The following is a 17,540-nucleotide window of genomic DNA, read 5'->3' on the forward strand; positions in this document are numbered from 1 at the left end:
CATAATTCACTCCACAGTCCCTGGCTTTGCCCAGGGATTGTCGTTTATTGACGTTTCATTTGCCGAGGCTTGTCATGCGAATTCGCAGTTCCTTTACTCAATCGATCCTCATCTTTGTCACTTTGCTGCTGGCCAGCCAAGTTTTCTCCTATTACGCGGTGTTTAACTACGCTTTGTTGCCCAGTTTGCAGCAGTTCAACAAAATTCTCGCCCACGAGCTCAACTTAGTGCTGGATGACAGCGGCGATCTGCACGCCAACGAGCCGCTGCGCCGTCAAGTGCTTGAGCAGCTTGGCGTGACGGTGCACAGAGAAGATAGCGAACAGGCGAAAGAGTTTGACCATGCGATGTCGATTGAGCTGATGAGTGAAGAGATGAGTCAAGAACTCGGTTCGGCAACCGAAGTGCGTCTCTTGCTGGGCAGTGAAAGTTATATTTTGTGGATGAAAATCGAAGCCATGCCCGGGTCGCTGATCCGCATTCCGCTCTCGGAGCTGCAAGAGGAAGATTTTGCGCCGCTGTTTCGCAACAGCTTGATTGTGGCGCTGCTGATTGTCGCGGGTGGCTGGCTGTTTATTCGTTTGCAAAACCGCCCTTTGATTGCGCTGGAAAAAGCCGCCAAAGAGGTGGGTCGTGGGGAAATTCCGCCGCCACTGCCGGAGAAAGGCGCAACGGAAATTCGCGCGGTGACACGGGCTTTCAACCAGATGTCTCGTGGTATTCAAGAGTTGGAAGCGGACCGCGCGCTGTTGATGGCGGGCATCAGCCACGATTTGCGCACGCCACTAACGCGTATTCGACTCGCGACGGAGATGATGTCGCCAGAAGAGAGTTATCTCGCCGAAGGGATCATCAGCGACACCGAAGAGTGCAATGAGATCATCAGTCAGTTTATGGACTATCTAAAACCGGTCAACGCGCAATCTTTCACCCAAGTCGACATCAACACCATCGCCGGCGATGTCGCCAGCGCCGAAGGGGGCTACGAAGTGGCGATCGAAACCGCTTTTCAGCCGACGGTGCGTGATGCGTTTGGCAATCCGATTGCGATTAAGCGTGCGATCAGCAACTTGGTGGTCAACGCGCTGCGCTACGGCAACGGCTGGGTGAAAGTCAGCACCGGCATGACCGCCGACAACAAGCTGGTGTGGATCTGTGTGGAAGATAACGGCCCGGGGATCGACAAATCGCAAGTGGCGAAGTTGTTTCAACCCTTTACTCGCGGCGATACGGCGCGCGGCAGCGAGGGGACGGGGCTTGGACTGGCGATTGTCAAGCGCATTGTCAGCCAGCACCACGGCTCGGTGGTGGTCAATAACCGCAGCGAAGGCGGGCTGAAAGTGCAAATCAGTTTCCCGACGCGTTAAGCGAATTAGCTAATTAACCACAAAACAGGGTTGCCAATGGCAACCCTGTTTTTTACGGTGATTTGGTTACTGCGCTTGGGTCGCGCTTTGTGCTTGCTCGCTCTCTTCGTCGTCGCGCAATTTCTCTGGTAGCAGCAGATTGAGCACAATCGCAGTGATACCGCCAGCCGCGACGCCTGAGGAGAAAATACTCTTAATGAAGTCCGGCATAAATTGCAGGATTTCCGGTTTCTGCGCGATGCCCAAGCCCATCGAGAACGACAGCGCCATGATCAGGATTGCGCGGCGATCAAGGTCGACGCGAGAGATGATGCGCACCCCAGCCGCGGCAATGGTGCCGAACATCACAATGGTCGCGCCGCCGAGAACCGGTTCAGGGATCAACTGCACAAAGCTGGCTACGCCCGGAAACAGCCCCAGCAGCACCAACATGCCGGCAATAAAATAACCCACATAACGGCTGGCTACGCCCGTCAGCAAGATCACGCCGTTGTTTTGGCTAAACGTCGAGTTGGGGAAGCTGTTAAACACCGCCGCCAGCGCCGAGTTAAGGCCATCGGCCAGTACGCCGCCTTTGATGCGCTTCATGTACACTGGGCCTTTGACTGGCTCACCAGAAACTTCCGAGGTGGCGGTGATGTCGCCGATCGCTTCCAGTGCCGTGATAAAGAAAATCAGCACCAGAGGAATGAACAGTGACCAGTCGAAACTCAGGCCAAACTGCATCGGAATGGGCAGGGCAATCAGGTCGGTTTCTGCCTGTTGATGGGTGTTGACCATGCCCATAACGTAGGCCATCAGATAGCCGACAAACATCGCGATCACGATCGATGCAACGCGGATGTAAGGGTTTTTCGCGCGGTTAAGCAGCACAATCAAACCAAGCACGGTGCCGGCCAGCGCCAGTTTGTCTAGGCTACCAAAAGTGCCATCGCTCAGCGCTGCATAGCCGCCGCCCATCGACACCAAACCGACTTGGATCAGAGTTAAACCAATCAGAGTCACCACAATGCCCGAAACCAATGGCGTGATCACGCGGCGTGCGTATTCCAACACGCGTGATAGCAAAATTTCCGCAAAGGAGGCGACTAAAATGGTGCCAAAAATCGCCGCCATCATGGTTTCCACGTTCGCCCCGCCTGCTTTCAAAGAGAGGCCCGCAGCGATGATTGGGCCAAGGAAGTTAAAGCTGGTGCCTTGTACCGAGAGTAAGCCCGAGCCAATTGGGCCAAAGGTGCGGATTTGAATAAAAGAGGAGAGGCCAGAGGCAAACAGCGACATGCTGATGATGGTGTTAGTCTGCTCGGCAGAGACGCCAAGGGCCTGACAAATAATCAGCGACGGCGTGATCACGGCAACGAACATCGCCAGCAAATGTTGCAAGGCGGCGAACAGAGTTTGTGGCAGTGGTGGACGGTCATTGAGTTGATAAACTAAATCGTGTTTACGCGTGTTGTGTGGCGTTGTCATCTTGCTTCCTAATTTTATCAAAAGCTTAGCGCTCGCTGAATGGGAGGCTAAGTGGAACTGATCACGTGCTCTGTGATTGCTGTTACTCAGAAATCAGTTCGGTTTGGAGGTGTGTGAGATCACAAATTTTGAGCGGCATTATAGGGCGATCATTTTAAAAAGCAATCGTTTGCCTCGGTGGTTGGGCAAATACGCAGGCACGCCAAAGCACGATTAGGCTTTGGCGTAAACGTCGCGCTCACCCAGCCAGCGCTCGATGATCGCGGCGGCATTTTGCGGATATTGCTGATGAATAAAGCGGGCGGCGCGTTGCACCTCTGGGATAAGCCGTTGATCGCGCACCAGATCGGCAATTTTAAACTCGGCGATGCCGGTTTGCTTGGTGCCAAGCAGCTCACCGGGGCCGCGAATTTCCAAGTCGCGCTGGGCAATGACAAAGCCATCGTTGCTTTCGCGCAGTACGCCAAGGCGTTTTTGCGCGGTTTTGGACAGCGGCGCGTGATACAGCAACACGCAGTGGCTGGCGACCGAGCCTCGACCAACGCGTCCGCGCAGCTGATGTAGCTGCGCCAAGCCAAGGCGTTCGGGGTTTTCAATGATCATCAGGCTGGCGTTTGGCACGTCCACGCCAACTTCAATGACCGTGGTGGCGACCAGCAGGTTCAGCTCATTGTTTTTAAAAGCGTTCATCACCGCTTGCTTGTCGGCTGGTTTCATCCGTCCATGCACCAAGCCGATTTTCACTTCGGGCAGTTTTCGTTGCAGCTCTTCGGCGGTATCGGCCGCCGCTTGCGCTTCCAGCACTTCCGATTCATCAATTAAAGTACAAACCCAATACGCCTGTTTGCCTTCCTGGAGACAGGCATGGCGAATGCGTTCAACGATGTCGTCGCGCTTGGTATCAGGAATCGCCACGGTTTGGATCGGCGTGCGTCCGGGCGGCAGCTCGTCGATCACCGAGGTTTCCAAATCGGCGTAAGCCGTCATGGCGAGCGTGCGCGGAATCGGGGTCGCGGTCATGATCAACTGGTGCGGATATGCTCCTTGCTTAGCGCCTTTTTCGCGCAGCTCCAAACGCTGGTGAACACCAAAGCGGTGCTGCTCGTCGATGATAACTAAGGCAAGGTGATGAAACGCCACCTGTTCTTGGAACAATGCGTGCGTGCCGACCACCATCTGCGCTTCACCGCTGGCAATGCGCGCCAACTCGCTCTCACGGGCTTTGCCTTTGAGCTTGCCCGCCAGCCAGCCAACTTGGATCCCCATAGCAGCAAACCAGTTGGCAAAGTTGATGGCGTGCTGCTCGGCGAGCAGTTCGGTCGGCGCCATCAGCGCGACTTGGTAGCCGTGCTCGATCGCGCGCACAGCGGCGAGCGCGGCAACTAAGGTTTTGCCGGAGCCGACATCGCCTTGCACTAAGCGCATCATCGGGTGGTTTTTCTCTAAGTCCACCTCAATTTCGCGCACCACCCGCGCTTGTGCCTTAGTCGGTGAAAAAGGCAGTTGCGCTAATAACTGGTTTTTGAGGTTGTCGACTGGGGCGAGCGGCAGAGCGACATCTTGTTGCCCTTTACTACGCACCGCCAGCATCGAGAGATTTTGTGCCAGTAGCTCTTCCATAATGAGGCGAATTTGCGCCGGATGTTTCCCTTGGTCAAACTGCTCTAAGTCGATGGATGGCGGCGGGCGATGGATGATGTGCAGCGCTTGGCTGAGCGTCAATTGCTGATCGTACAGACCGGGTGGCAGCAGTTCGCTGACCGCGCTTTTGTCGAGCAGCGCCAGCGCTTGCTCGGTTAAATTGCGTAAGGTGATTTGCCTTAAGCCATCGGTAGTGGGGTAAACGGGCGTGAGGCTTTGTTCCACATCGGGCTTTTGCGCGGGGGCGAAAAATTTGTAATCAGGATGGACAATTTCCAGCCCCATATTGCCGCGCTTTATCTCGCCATAAGCGTGTACTAACTTACCGTCACTAAAGTTGTTTTTCATCGCCGCGGTGAAGTTAAAAAATCGCAGGGTGATGGTGCCGTTGCCATCGCTGATTTTCACCGTGAGCATTTTGCGTTTGCCAAACAGGGTGTCGACCTGCATCACTTTGCCTTGTACCGCGGCCCACAGCCCGGCGTGCAGTTTGACGATCGGGTAAATACGGGTGCGATCTTCATAGCGCAGCGGCAGGTGAAACAGCAGATCCTGCACCGTGCGCAAACCGACTTTCTCCAGTTTTTCCGCCACTTTCGCACCCACGCCACTGAGTGAGGTTAGCGGGATGGCAGATAACAGTTGCGCAGACATAACGGCCTCAAGGAAATGATAAACATAGCGTTATGTTAACCATCTGGCTGTGTTTTTGTACAGGGAAAATATGTTTTAGAAACTAGGAAACTAGGAAACTAGGAATCTAGCAAACTAGAAAACTAGATAACACCTACCTTCTTTGCATCTCGGCCCACCACTGCTCATCAGCGACGATTTGGCCTGTATCATCAAGTGCTGGATACGCGAGCCCTTTGCGCTTGGCGACTTTCGCCAGCACCGGATGGCCGCGTTCAAATAGGATGCGGTTGATCGTCTGTGCATCGATGCTACTGGTCTCGCGCTGATACATTCCAGCGGCTTCGCGTTGGCGCTGCGCTTCATACAGGATCACTGCGCACGCCACCGATACGTTGAGCGATTGCACCATACCAACCATCGGGATGATGATATCTTGATCGGCGAGCGCTTTGGCTTGCTCGGACACGCCGATTTTTTCGCTGCCGAGAATAATCGCGGTTGGTTTGGTGTAGTCGATTTGGCGAAAATCCACCGCCGTCTCGGAAAGATTAGTCACCAGCACCTGCATGCCTTGCGCTTTCAGTTCGCCAATGGCGTCGGCGATGGAATCGTGGGTATCGACTTCGATCCAGTTACGCGCGCCCGCCGAGGTATTTTTCAGCGTTTTCATCTGTTCGGTTGGCCACACAGCGTGCACTTTGTGCAGGCCAGTGGCATCGGCCGAGCGGATAATCGCCGAGACGTTATTGGGTTTGTGCACTTCTTCAAGGCAGAGGGTGAGGTCGGTTTGGCGCGCTTTGAGCACCTGCTGGATTTTTTGGTAGCGTTCTAAATTCATGCGATAGACGATGGTTGGATAAAATAAAAAGCCCTTGAAATCGGGATTTCAAGGGCCATGAGTTGAGCCGCTTTGTTGATCAGTTCTTTCTTCGACGCACTCGCGAACATGAAGGCATCACGCGGATTTTCTTCATAATTCCGGCTAAGTGGATACGATCTTTCGTGGTCAGCAACACGGTCACGGTGTACAAACGGCCATCGCGCTCTTCTGTCGAGAGGCCATGAATGTTGGAACCGGTTTTCGAGATCACATTGGTCAGCTCGGCCAACGCGCCTTGGTGGTTTTGCATGTCCACTTTCAGCTCGGCGATGAACTCTTGATCGTAATCCTCTGACCAAGCGACCGCCATGTACTTATCCGGTTCGCGTTGATAGCCGCGTACGTTTGGACACGTCTCGCGGTGCACCACCAAGCCACGCCCCGGTGAGACATGGGCGATGATCGAGTCGTCCGGGATCGGATGACAACAGTTGGCGAAGGTCAGCAATAATCCTTCCGAGCCACGAATCGGCAGCTTCTTCTTCGGCTTGCCTTCCGGCGTCGCGACTTCGGTCAGCTCATCGGCATCCCCCAGTAGGCGGCGGGCAATCACGATGCTCATGCGCTCGCCAAGGCCAATCGCGGCCAGCAAGTCGTCGAGAGAGGCGATTTTCAGATCGCTCAACACGTGCTCCATATTTTCCGGGCTGATGTCACTGAGTGAGTGCTCACCCAAAGCGTGATTGAGCAGGCGGCGACCTAAGGTGATCGACTCTTCACGGCGCATGGTTTTCAGCACTTGGCGAATCTTAGTGCGAGCACGGGAAGTCACCACATAGTTGAGCCAAGCGGCGTTGGGTCTTGCCCCCGGCGCACTGATGATCTCAATCGTCTGGCCGTTTTTCAGCGCTTTGCTCAGCGGGTACGGATTGCGATCGACGCGTGCGCCAACGCAGGTGTTGCCGACATCGGTGTGCACCGCATAGGCGAAGTCCACCGCGGTGGCGCCCACTGGCAGCTCGACGATGCGACCTTTCGGCGTAAAAACGTAAATCTCATCCGGGAAAAGATCCGATTTGACGTTTTCGATAAATTCAAAAGAGTTGCCCGCGCTTTGCTGCAGCTCAAGCAGGCTTTGCATCCAGCGCTGCGCTTTGACTTGTGCGGTGGTGCCGGTGCGATCGCCGTTGCCTTTGTAAGACCAATGCGCCGCGACCCCTTTATCCGCCATCTGATCCATGTCTTCGGTGCGGATTTGCACTTCAACAGGCACGCCGTGTGGGCCAACCATGGAGGTGTGCAGCGACTGGTAGCCGTTGGCTTTGGGAACGGCGATGTAATCTTTCATCCGGCCTGGGCGGGGTTTGTACAGGCTATGCACATGACCGAGCACGCGATAGCAGGTGTCAGCGGTGTCGACCACCACGCGAAACGCGTAGATGTCCATAATGGTGTGAAAGCGCTGCTCTTTGGTTTTCATCTTGTTGTAGATGGAGAACAGGTTCTTCTCACGACCGAGCACACGCGCGTTGAGCCCAGCATCTTGCAGCCGGCCTTCAATTTCGCTGTGAATGCGCTGGATCATCTCTTTACGATTGCCACGCGCCGATTTGACCACTTCTTTCAGTACGCGATAGCGGTTCGGGTACAAGGCTTCAAACCCCAGCTCTTCCAGCTCGGTTTTGATGTTGTGAATGCCCAATCGGTGGGCCAGTGGGGCGTAGATTTCCAGTGTTTCTCGAGCAATACGACGTTTTTTGTCTGGGCGAAGGGCGCCAAGCGTGCGCATATTGTGGGTGCGGTCCGCCAGTTTGATCAGAATGACGCGGATATCCTGCACCATGGCCAGAACCATCTTGCGAAAGTTCTCGGCTTGAGCCTCTTTGCGATCGCGAAATTTAAGCTTATCCAGCTTAGAAACCCCATCCACCAGTTCGGCCACGGCTTGGCCAAATTGGGTTTCAAGATTTTCTTTGCTGACATCGCAATCTTCGATCACATCGTGCAGCAACGCCGCTTGCAACGTTTCGAGATCCAGACGCATTTCGGCCAAAATTCGCGCCACAGCGACGGGGTGGATGATATAAGGTTCACCGCTAGAGCGGGTTTGCCCTTCATGGGCATCTCTCGCTACCACATAAGATTGACGCAGAGCCTCGATTTGAGGCTCTGTAAGATATTCTTGGGCAACGTCTTTGAGGCTATCGAATAGATACAAATTATGGGCCCGGAAGGTTGTGTTGCTAAACGCGGAATTAACGGTTGTGAGCGATGCTGCTAACCGCCGCCAGTTCTGCTGCTTCTTGTTCTTGTTGCTCTTGACGCTCGCGGGCATCTAGAACTTCTTTTGTGATAAGACCTTCTTCGATTTCGCGCAGGGCGATAACGGTGGTTTTATCATTCTCTTCCGGCACCAGTGAATCTTTACCGCCAGTTTGTATTTGACGAGCGCGGCGAGCCGCAATCAGAACTAGGTCGAAACGGTTGCCAACTTTTTCAACAGCGTCTTGAACAGTTACGCGTGCCATGAGAACTCCAGATTAGTTAACTAAATTTTGAATGACGAGAAAGTATACAAGCTCTCCGTTCCTAGTGTCCAGTTTCTACCCATGGGGTCGCACCGGAACACCAAGAACGGGGGCTTATTCCGCTAAAAGCGCTTCAAGCATACCGCTATATTTAGCAGCTTGTTTGTCTTGCTTCAATCTTTCTGCCCGAAGGATAGCTTTAAAATCCACCAAAGCAGTATCGAAATCATCGTTGACGATCAAATAGTCGTATTCGTTGTAGTGGGAAATTTCTGATTTTGCCTCAGCCATGCGTTTGGCTATCACCGCTTCGCTGTCTTGGCCGCGGGTATTCAAGCGTCTTTCCAGCTCGCCGTTGGAAGGCGGCAGAATAAAGATGCTTTTGGCTTCTGGCATCTGGGTGCGAATTTGCCGTGCGCCTTGCCAGTCGATGTCGAGAAAGACGTCGATGCCTTTGTCGAGCGTGCGTTCGATCCAAACGCGAGAGGTGCCGTAGTAGTTACCAAACACTTCGGCGTACTCCAGAAATTCCCCTTGTTCGATCAGCGCTTCAAAGTGCTCTTTTTCCACAAAATGGTAGTGCACGCCATCTTGCTCGCCAGGACGCATGCCACGCGTGGTGTGCGAGACTGAGACTTTCATCGCGTAGGTTGGGTTCTTTTCCAACATCGCGGAGATTAAGCTTGATTTACCTGCGCCGCTTGGGGCGGAAACGATATAAAGAGTACCTTTACCCATCTGTTTTGGTCCACATTTGGTTGGATTGAAAGCTGATCGGGAAAATCGGCTATAAATAAAGATAGCACCAGCCTAGCAGAGTGACCGATTGGTTACTTTTAGGCCAGAAAAATGGAGGCGAAGAGTATCACGATCCGCTATCGGTTGCCAGTTGATATTGGTGCGTCTGATTGTGCGCGAAAAGCGCTCCGTCGGGAGAAAAAAGGGGAAGACAAGCTTCCCCAGACGTGCGACTGACTCACACTAAACCTCAATACTCGGCCTTCGCCGCAAGGCTTGGGCCGGGTATTTAAGTTATCCTTGGCTGGCCAGATAAGTGATCCAAGGGTTAACCACTTGGCGCATCTTCTCTGACTCGGCGGCACTTTTCATTGAGCGCAGCGCATTGAGCGCGTCGTTCATTTCGAAGTAGGCCATGCCGCGCACATAATCGAGTTCCGCTTTCTGCTCTGCTTTGGCGTCGGCGGCCAGTTGCTGAGTAAACCCGGTAATGCTGGCGTACTGTTTGTTTTGTAACATCAAGCGCGCAATGCGGATCTGGCTGTTGGCCGTTGGCGCGAGCGCATACGCCTCTTGATATGCGCTGATCGCTTTGTCCAGCTCTTTCGCTTGTTGCCAGAAGCTGGCTAGGCGATCGAGGTTTTCCTGATTGCGGGTGATGTTGCCTTTCTCCATCTCGCTTTGCAGCACTTTTGCGGCGCGATAAGGGATGTTTTGATAGGCGAGAAAGTTCACCAAGCGTAGGTACTCTTTCTCTTCTTCAAACAAGGCTTGCTTGTACGCCATTTCCAACGCGGCCAACGCATTGCGATCTTGATTCAGCTCTTGGTAGGTGCCAGAGAGTTGCATCCAGTAACGCTTTTTCTGCGGATAGAGGGTGGTTAAGGTTTTGAGCACCGCCGCCACCTCGTTCAGTTGCCCCAGCTCGTGATACGAGGCCATCAGCAACATATACCAAGTCTCGCTTGGGTTTTTGCTCATGCTGATCGCTTGCTTGAGCGGTGCGATGGCGTTTTTGTAGTCGTCCATCTGCACATAGGCACTGGCTAAGGTGATGTAAGCGTGTGCTTGCGGTTTTTCATCGCTGGTTTTACCGATCTCAAACCAAGCTTTCATCGTCTCGACCGATTGCGCGTACTTATCCTCGGCTAAATACAACTGGGCTAAGCTGTAGCGCACTTGCTGCGCCACGGGCACTGGCAAGGCATCAAGCTTAAGCGACTCAGCAAAATACTTTGCCGCATTAGTGTAGTCACTTTGCAGCGAGTACAAAAAGCCGGTTTGTTGTAGTAGCACCGCGCGGTCGTACTGCTTGGTGGTACCCTCTAGCGTGTCGGTGAGTTTTTCCAGTGCCGCTGGGTATTTTTCGGTGGCGATCAGCTCCTGCACTTTATTGACAATGCGGAAGGTGCGATCGGTCAGCTGCGGCGCTTCTTTTGCCTGAGCGGGTGCAAGCGCTGCACCCGCCACTAAGGTCACAGAAGCCAGCACACTGGTGAAGGATTTCATCATGGTGGACTCCTTAGTTGATTGAGAACTCGATCTCTTGCGCCATGCGTGAGCTGACGGCTTTGCCATCGACCATTTTCGGCGTGAAGGTCCATTTGGCGACGGTTTTACGTGCCTCTTTGCCTAAATCGAGACGGCGTGGATCTTCTTCGAGGATCTTGATGTCTTCCACTGCGCCATGTTCGTTGACGGTGAATTCCAGCAATACCTTGCCTTTTTCCAAGCCCGCTTTGGCGGCTTTACGCGGCATTTGCGGTTGGAAGGTTGCTCTGGGTACTGGGCCGCTGTTGCCCGCGATTTGCGAACCGCCCCCTTGTGAGTAGTGGCCAAGAATCGAACCGCCAGTGACATTCACCGGAAGATCGAGCTTAGGCATATCCATCGGGATCTGTTCCATCACCGGCTTGACCGTCGACGTCACCTTCATTTCTGGCGGTGGCGGCGGGCGTTTCGGTGGTGGCGGTTTCGGCAGTTCGCGTTTTTTCTCCTGTACTTTTTCTTCGGGTTTGACGCGAATGAAATCGACCATGCGCAGATCGTCATTCGACGCCAGCTCGTGGCGCTCTTTATTTACCAGCTTGTCCATCCCCCAGAAGAGTCCGAGGGAGACAACGAGCGCCAGTGCAATGGAGGCCAGATAACGCATAGGCTTAATCCTTGTTGGTCGCGGCAATCGAGATGTTTGCCACACCGGCCATTCTTATCTGGTCCATCACTTTCACCACCACGCCCGCGTTGGCTTCTTCGTCCGCTTGGATGACCACCGCGCCATCTGGGCTTTCGGCACGCAGACGTTCGACGTTGGCGCGCACCGCATCGACTTCAACGCGACGTTTGTCAATCCAGACATCGCCCGCCGCGCCGACCGCGACCATGATGTTGCCTTTTTTGACCGTTTGCGCTGAGTTGGCGCTGGGGCGATTGACATCAATCCCCGCCTCTTTAACAAAGGATGTAGTAACAATAAAGAAGATCAACATGATGAAAACGATGTCGAGCATCGGCGTCATATCGATCGCCATCTCATCGCTGTTGTCGTTGCTATAGCGTCTTTTCATGACCTATACCTCTAATTCCGTTTATGAGCACAGGTGCCTTCGCGCGTTGTTCGCGGCCATGGCGCCCTGCACTAGGCAATGTGTTTGAGCTTGTCTTCCAGCTTTTGCGTGGTGACTTTGGCTAAGTGATCCAGACGTGTACTGAAAAACAGTCCGGATAACGACGCCACCATGCCCGCAAGGGTTGGAATGGTTGCCTTTGAGATCCCCGATGCCATAGCACGAGGGCTTCCTGTACCGACGATGGCCAAAATGTCGAAAACCTGAATCATGCCCACCACCGTGCCAAGCAGGCCAAGTAGCGGACAGAGGGCGATCAGCACTTTGATGATCGGCAGCCCTTTTTTGTTTTCGATGTCCTGTTTGGAGACAATCTCCTGACGGATCATTTTGGCGTTCCAGCTTGTATGCTCTTCACGTCCTGACCAGAGCGTGACGGCTTTTCTCATCGCCCGTGGAGCCACGGCAACGAAATAAAACCAACGCTCAAGCAGCACGACCCACAGCATGAAACTGAGGACAAAGATAGCGACCAATACATCGCCACCCATGCCCAAGAATCGTCTGATGGAGTCTAACTCTTCAATTAACCACCACATGGCGCCTCCTTAGCGCTGCTCCGCGTGCAGTCTTTCCTGATAGCGCGCGATGAAGCCAGCGCTTTGCTCTTCCAGCATCTGTACCAGACGACGCCCTTTGCTGTGCACTAGGGTGTAGAGGAACAGCAGTGGAATGGCGACAACCAGACCGAGCATGGTGGTGACCAGCGCTTCGGAAATACCGCCCGCCATCAGTTTTGGATCGCCAGTACCAAACAGCGTGATGGCTTGGAAAGTGCCGATCATGCCCATGACGGTACCCAGCAGGCCAAGCAGCGGTGCGACGGAGGCGAACAGCTTGATGGAGCCGATAAAGCGTTCGATTCGTGGTGCGTTGCGCAAAATGATTTCGTCTAGCTTGGCTTCCAGATCTTCGAGGTTATCCCCTTGGTGTTCTTGGTAAGCTTGGATCACTTCACCGAGCGGGTTGCCTGGGATCACTGCATCCGACTTCGCTTGGCGACGCATTTTGCCACCCAATACCAGCAGGCGCAGGTAAGAGAAGAGGGCGATGAGAGCACCAATCAAGCCCATGGCGAGGATCACGTAACCGACGATGCCGCCTTGCTCGATGCGTTCTTGAACGGTTGGGCTTTGTACCAACAGTGAAAGGATCACGCCGCGTGAAGGGTCAATAAACAGCGGCTCGTAGTTGGCAGAGGCTTGTTCAAATCCGGCGACCAGACCAGTGATGTTGGCGCCGGGCTGACGAGAGAGCTCTTCGAATTTGCCGGTTTGCGGCACGTAGGTAACGTATTTGCCATCGGCAATCGCGTTAAATTCGCCGACTAAAGTGACATCACGCACCGCTTCGTTGCCTTCGCCGTACACCACGGTCGCCGGGGTGGTTGAGGTTTCACCGGAGATGATGATCTGCTGCAAAATGGTATGCCAGAACGCTTCGAGCTCTTCGGTGGAAGGCAACTCTTTACTTTCGGCTAGCTTGGTCAGCAAAGCATCGCGCGCAGGAAACTGCACCGCGTTTTGCGAGGCATTAAACAGCCCCTTGAACTCGCCCGCGTATTGGCGCACCACGCCAAACATTTCACCCAGTGTGCCTGAGCGCTGACGCAGCGTTTCGCTCAGTTCAGTGAGTTTTTTGTCGTTGTTGTCAAAAGTGACTTTGAGCTGTTCGCCCAGTGCCGTTTCAGCTTTGAGCTGCGCTTTGGCTTGCTTGAGCAACTCGGCTTGTTGGTTGCGATCGGCCAGAAAAGCTTGCTCGCGCGCTTTGTTCTCTTTCGATTCAACGATGCTTTCCGATTTTACCTCTTTGAGCAGATCGTTGAGTGATTTGGTGCTGTCAGCGTGCGCGGCTCCCGCAACGAGTAAGCTTGCCAATAGGGCCGCGGCGACGGTTTTGAATCCTTTCATTATTTATTCTCCCCAGCGTAGACAGGCAGTTTGATCAGTGATGGTGGCGCCTGTTTCTTAGCAATACGGATCCCTTGCTGAACCGCAAGGCGGTAGCTTTCCGGCAGTTGTTCCCATTGGCGGGTCTGTTGGTTCCACATGCCGGTTTCAATGCCGTCTGGAGATTGGAACAAAAGCGCGGTGCGGCCAATGCGTAGGAAGTCGTAAGTCACCACTTCGCCGCCGCGATCAAGGCTGGCTTTGTAAGATTCAATTGAGCGTGAGAAGCCCTCTTCTATTTGGTACGCTTCCATCACTTTACGGAATTTTTCCGAGGTGGTGACGTCGGCGCGGTCCATCAATTCACGCAATTCGTTGATGCGCTTGCGACGCTCTTTGCTTTGGAAAGGCAGATCAAGCGTGACGAAATCGTCCAGTGCGTCGATCATCTTGAGGGTCAGAGGCACCACTTCCATCGCGGTTTGATCAATCTGGGCGATCTGTCGATTGAGCGAGTCCAGTTCGCTTTGCTGCGATTGAACCATGCGGTTAATCTGCTCGTTGTAGACTTTCATGCTGTCGACTTGACGCATGATGGCTTTGTATTCTGCCAGCATCGCTTCGGTGTTGTCAGCGTAGCCGTCGATTTTCTGTTGTGAGGCTTGTGCGGCTTTGTTGCTACCCGCTTGGGTGGAAATTACGCTGCCTGAATCAGCGGCCAACGCGCTGCCACTTACGGTCAGCATCGCGGCGGTGAGTGCACTTACGCCAAATTCCTTTAACGTCATGGTTGCATCCTTTCGTGTTTTGTCAGTCGAAAAGGGCGCGGGAAACTCCCGCGCCAAATGGGTGAGTCCGATTAGAAGTCGTAAGACGCTTCTACGTAGACCTGACGGCCAATCGGATCATCGTATTCATCCGCGTAAAACGGTGAAGTGTCGCTCAATGGATCCTTTGGCGGTTCTTTGTCGAACAGGTTGATGATGCCCAAGGTCACACGGCCACTTTCGTTAAACTGATACGAGGTGGTTAGATTCCAAGTGGTCATGCTCGAAATCTTGGTTTCGTAGCCTGCTTTCTTGGCGGCGTCACAACTTTTGAAGTAGTAGTCGTTGGCGTAGCCAGAACACATTTCATCACGGTATTTACCAAACAGGTTGACGTTGACATCTTGATACGCCCAGCCTAGGTTCAAGGTCGCGGTGTACTCTGGCATGTACTCCATCTCGTCTTTGACTGGCTCTGAGCTGCTCTCTTGGTATTCCGCTTTGAGCAGTTTAGTGACCGAGACTTTGCTTGAGAAAGAGCCCATATCATTGGTGTCGTAGGCGTAGCTGACCGACAAGTCGATGCCTGAACGGGTTTCAAACGCTTGGTTGACCGGGCCGTAGATTACTTTATCAATCGTGCCGTCTGGATTACGGATTACTTGCGTACCTGGGTATTTGCTCGGATCGTTGATCACGTCTTGGTAACTCGGCGCTTCAACTACGTCTTCCATCTTGATGTGATACCAGTCGACGGTTACACCCAGATCGTCAACAGGCTCCCACGCCAAACCAAGGTTGATGTTGGTACTGGTCTCTTCTTTCAGTTCAGGGTTTGGACCGTTGACCGTATCAAAGTGTTGAGTCGAACATTCTGGAATATTCTCATTTGGGCCAGTCCCGCCCACCGAAGCACACAGTGCTGGGTCAAAACCAGAACCAAAGCCACGCGTCTCATTGCCAAAAAGACGTTTCAAATCTGGCGCGCGGAAACCTAAACCGTAGCTACCACGCAGCAGGAGAGTGTCGGTTGGACGATACGCCAGCGAGACTTTCGGGGTGAACGCACCGCCAGTGGCAGAATCATCAAAGTAGTGATCGTAGCGGCCAGCCACAGTCAGTTCTAACTCTTCGAGAATCGGGATCAGCAGCTCCGCGCCAAGACCAACTTGGTCACGCTCGCCACCGCCAGAAGTACCGCCAAGGCCAGAGAAGCCGCCTGCGGCAGTCACGGCATCGGTTTTTTCGTTGTAGTCGGTGCGGTTCCATTCGCCGTAGACAGAGAAGCCTGACATACCCGCGGGCATTTCAAACAGTTCGCCCGCGATGGATCCGTTGATCGAGTACAGTTTAGAGTACGCTTCTTTGCTTGACGTACCAGTATACTTGGCGACATTTTCCGCTGAGATGGTGTCCAGCAGGTCAATTTCGCCGTTTTGCACCGCTTGATCCATGGTGGTGTACACCGCCGGATTGTCGGTATCGACGTTTTGCTGTGAGAAGCTAGCGTACAGTTCCCAGTCGTAGGCATCAGCAAGCAGGCCGGTCAGACCCGCCGTCACACCAAATGCGGTCGCTTCGGTATTGCTCTCACGTGGGCCAAATTCGACCAAACGGCGAGTATATTCCCCTTCGCCGCGGTTCACACCATTGACGGTGTGTGTCGCGTCCACTTCAACCGAGTAAGGGTTGGGTTCGAAGAGTGACTCGGTGGATTTGTAGCTAAAACGTGCTTCCGCCATGGCGGTCAAGTTATCGTCGATATCTTTCTCACCACGCAGCAGCAAATCAGCTTGTTTATTTTCTGGCTTCAATGTGCGGTATGCCGCGCGGTTGACGCCACAGCGACCATTAGGAAGAACAATGGCATGCTCACCAACAACTTCACTACAGGACTTACCGATATCGGTAGGAGTTAAGTTCGGCCCGTTTTTGGCGATAAAGTTAGCGCCGTAGCTTGAGTAACCACTGAATGCCGAGCGATCGGAAGCGTCGTCACCAGCCCAACTGCGATCTTTTTGCATCAGCATTTCGTTGCTGGCTAACTGGGCGACAAACAGAATGCGCGTGTCGTCCATGTCTTTACCCGCGACGATGTCGACACGACCATTTTGATAGCCGCCTTCGGTGGCGTCGCCGTAACGCGCTTTGACTGACACGCCATCAAAGTCTTTCTTCATGATGAAGTTGACCACCCCACCAATCGCATCCGAACCGTAGATCGCCGAACCTGAGTCGGTCATCACTTCGACACGCTCAATCGCCGCAATCGGGATCTGACCGATGTCTTGGAAGTTGGATACGCCGTTCTCTGCCAACGGATACTGTGGCATACGACGACCGTCTATCAGGATCAGTGTGCGAGAAGCACCTAGGCCACGCAGGTTGACCGACTGGGCCGCAGGCGTGAAGGAGAAGGAGTTGGTTTGTGCCAACGCGCCGCCGGTGTTTTGCGTCAAGCTGTTGAGAATATCTTGCGCGCTGTTAAATCCTTTTGCCGCAATATCCTTGCTGGTGATGACAGTGACAGGTGACGGACCTTCCATCTGCGTGGTTGAGATCCGTGAACCCGTGACTTTCATTTTCTGTAGTTGCTCGACTTGCTGCTCTTCTGCGAAAGCGAGTGGTGACAGCGATGCTGTTCCTAGGGCAAGACTGATCGCAACCGATAAGGCTGTTGTGTTTTTGTACATCCTTGTTGCTCCGTTTTCATTATTTCCTATGTTTTGTGGTCTAAAAATGACCAAATGTGACGTTAATATTTCGTTAACGTTGCGCGACAGATATACATGATGTGGATTTTAGAAGTCAAACCAGTGAGATTAGCGGGGTGTAAGCTGTAAAAAATATGTAAAATTTTATAATGGAGTGTTTTTATCGAGAGAATTGTCTATAAAAAACGCATTCGATAACGAATAATTTCAATAAAACAGTGTATTTTGTGTTTTTCTTAACCAGTAACGCCATATGTTGCTGATGATCGTTTAGTGGGTGAATTTACCTTGGAAAACGATTGTCTATAGAATATTACTCTGATTGCATTGGGTGGCTGCTTTT

14 protein-coding genes are annotated in these 17,540 nt (G+C 53.2%); 1 reads left to right on the forward strand and 13 read right to left on the reverse strand.

What is annotated here, in order from left to right; all coding sequences use genetic code 11:
- Positions 1-74: 74 nt before the first annotated feature.
- Entirely contained in the window at positions 75-1,367 is a 1,293-nt protein-coding gene (gene envZ, locus I3X05_RS00745; RefSeq protein WP_045572381.1) for a two-component system sensor histidine kinase EnvZ, read from the forward strand.
- Positions 1,368-1,433: 66 nt separating this feature from the next.
- Here envZ and I3X05_RS00750 read toward each other — a convergent pair whose 3' ends face one another.
- From I3X05_RS00750 to I3X05_RS00810, 13 genes are all read right to left on the reverse strand, one after another.
- On the reverse strand, positions 1,434-2,837 hold the full coding sequence (locus I3X05_RS00750; protein WP_045572382.1) for a uracil-xanthine permease family protein: 1,404 nt from the start codon (positions 2,835-2,837) through the stop codon (positions 1,434-1,436).
- Positions 2,838-3,050: 213 nt separating this feature from the next.
- Positions 3,051-5,132, reverse strand: coding sequence for an ATP-dependent DNA helicase RecG (recG, locus tag I3X05_RS00755; protein ID WP_045572383.1), 2,082 nt, complete (start codon positions 5,130-5,132; stop codon positions 3,051-3,053).
- Between the two features lie 133 nt (positions 5,133-5,265).
- Positions 5,266-5,952, reverse strand: a complete 687-nt coding sequence (trmH, locus tag I3X05_RS00760) for a tRNA (guanosine(18)-2'-O)-methyltransferase TrmH (RefSeq protein ID WP_045572384.1) — start codon at positions 5,950-5,952, stop codon at positions 5,266-5,268.
- 79 nt (positions 5,953-6,031) lie between these two features.
- On the reverse strand, positions 6,032-8,152 hold the full coding sequence (gene spoT / locus I3X05_RS00765) for a bifunctional GTP diphosphokinase/guanosine-3',5'-bis pyrophosphate 3'-pyrophosphohydrolase (RefSeq protein WP_045572385.1): 2,121 nt from the start codon (positions 8,150-8,152) through the stop codon (positions 6,032-6,034).
- 37 nt (positions 8,153-8,189) lie between these two features.
- Positions 8,190-8,462, reverse strand: coding sequence for a DNA-directed RNA polymerase subunit omega (rpoZ, locus tag I3X05_RS00770; protein ID WP_045572386.1), 273 nt, complete (start codon positions 8,460-8,462; stop codon positions 8,190-8,192).
- Positions 8,463-8,576: 114 nt separating this feature from the next.
- A complete protein-coding gene (gmk, locus tag I3X05_RS00775; RefSeq protein WP_039439031.1) occupies positions 8,577-9,200 on the reverse strand; it encodes a guanylate kinase in 624 nt (207 codons plus the stop codon).
- 294 nt (positions 9,201-9,494) lie between these two features.
- On the reverse strand, positions 9,495-10,709 hold the full coding sequence (locus I3X05_RS00780) for a tetratricopeptide repeat protein (protein WP_171816777.1): 1,215 nt from the start codon (positions 10,707-10,709) through the stop codon (positions 9,495-9,497).
- Positions 10,710-10,722: 13 nt separating this feature from the next.
- Positions 10,723-11,355: an energy transducer TonB gene (locus I3X05_RS00785; RefSeq protein WP_039422706.1), complete on the reverse strand. Its 633-nt coding sequence runs from the start codon at positions 11,353-11,355 to the stop codon at positions 10,723-10,725.
- Positions 11,356-11,359: 4 nt separating this feature from the next.
- Positions 11,360-11,767 carry an ExbD/TolR family protein gene (locus tag I3X05_RS00790; RefSeq protein WP_039422707.1) on the reverse strand — a complete coding sequence of 136 codons (408 nt, stop codon included), beginning with the start codon at positions 11,765-11,767 and terminating at the stop codon, positions 11,360-11,362.
- A 71-nt stretch (positions 11,768-11,838) separates the two neighbouring features.
- On the reverse strand, positions 11,839-12,366 hold the full coding sequence (locus I3X05_RS00795) for a MotA/TolQ/ExbB proton channel family protein (protein WP_045572388.1): 528 nt from the start codon (positions 12,364-12,366) through the stop codon (positions 11,839-11,841).
- 9 nt (positions 12,367-12,375) lie between these two features.
- Positions 12,376-13,737, reverse strand: coding sequence for a MotA/TolQ/ExbB proton channel family protein (locus I3X05_RS00800; RefSeq protein WP_337970894.1), 1,362 nt, complete (start codon positions 13,735-13,737; stop codon positions 12,376-12,378).
- Positions 13,737-14,504 (reverse strand): DUF3450 domain-containing protein, encoded by a 768-nt coding sequence (locus I3X05_RS00805; protein WP_045572390.1) that lies wholly within the window; start codon positions 14,502-14,504, stop codon positions 13,737-13,739. The genes I3X05_RS00800 and I3X05_RS00805 overlap by 1 nt, the downstream gene beginning before the upstream one ends.
- 71 nt (positions 14,505-14,575) lie before the next feature.
- Positions 14,576-17,176, reverse strand: a complete 2,601-nt coding sequence (locus tag I3X05_RS00810) for a TonB-dependent receptor (RefSeq protein ID WP_045572391.1) — start codon at positions 17,174-17,176, stop codon at positions 14,576-14,578.
- Between the last annotated feature and the right edge of the window lie 364 nt (positions 17,177-17,540).

This window comes from Vibrio navarrensis (assembly GCF_015767675.1).
GTDB lineage: Bacteria > Pseudomonadota > Gammaproteobacteria > Enterobacterales > Vibrionaceae > Vibrio.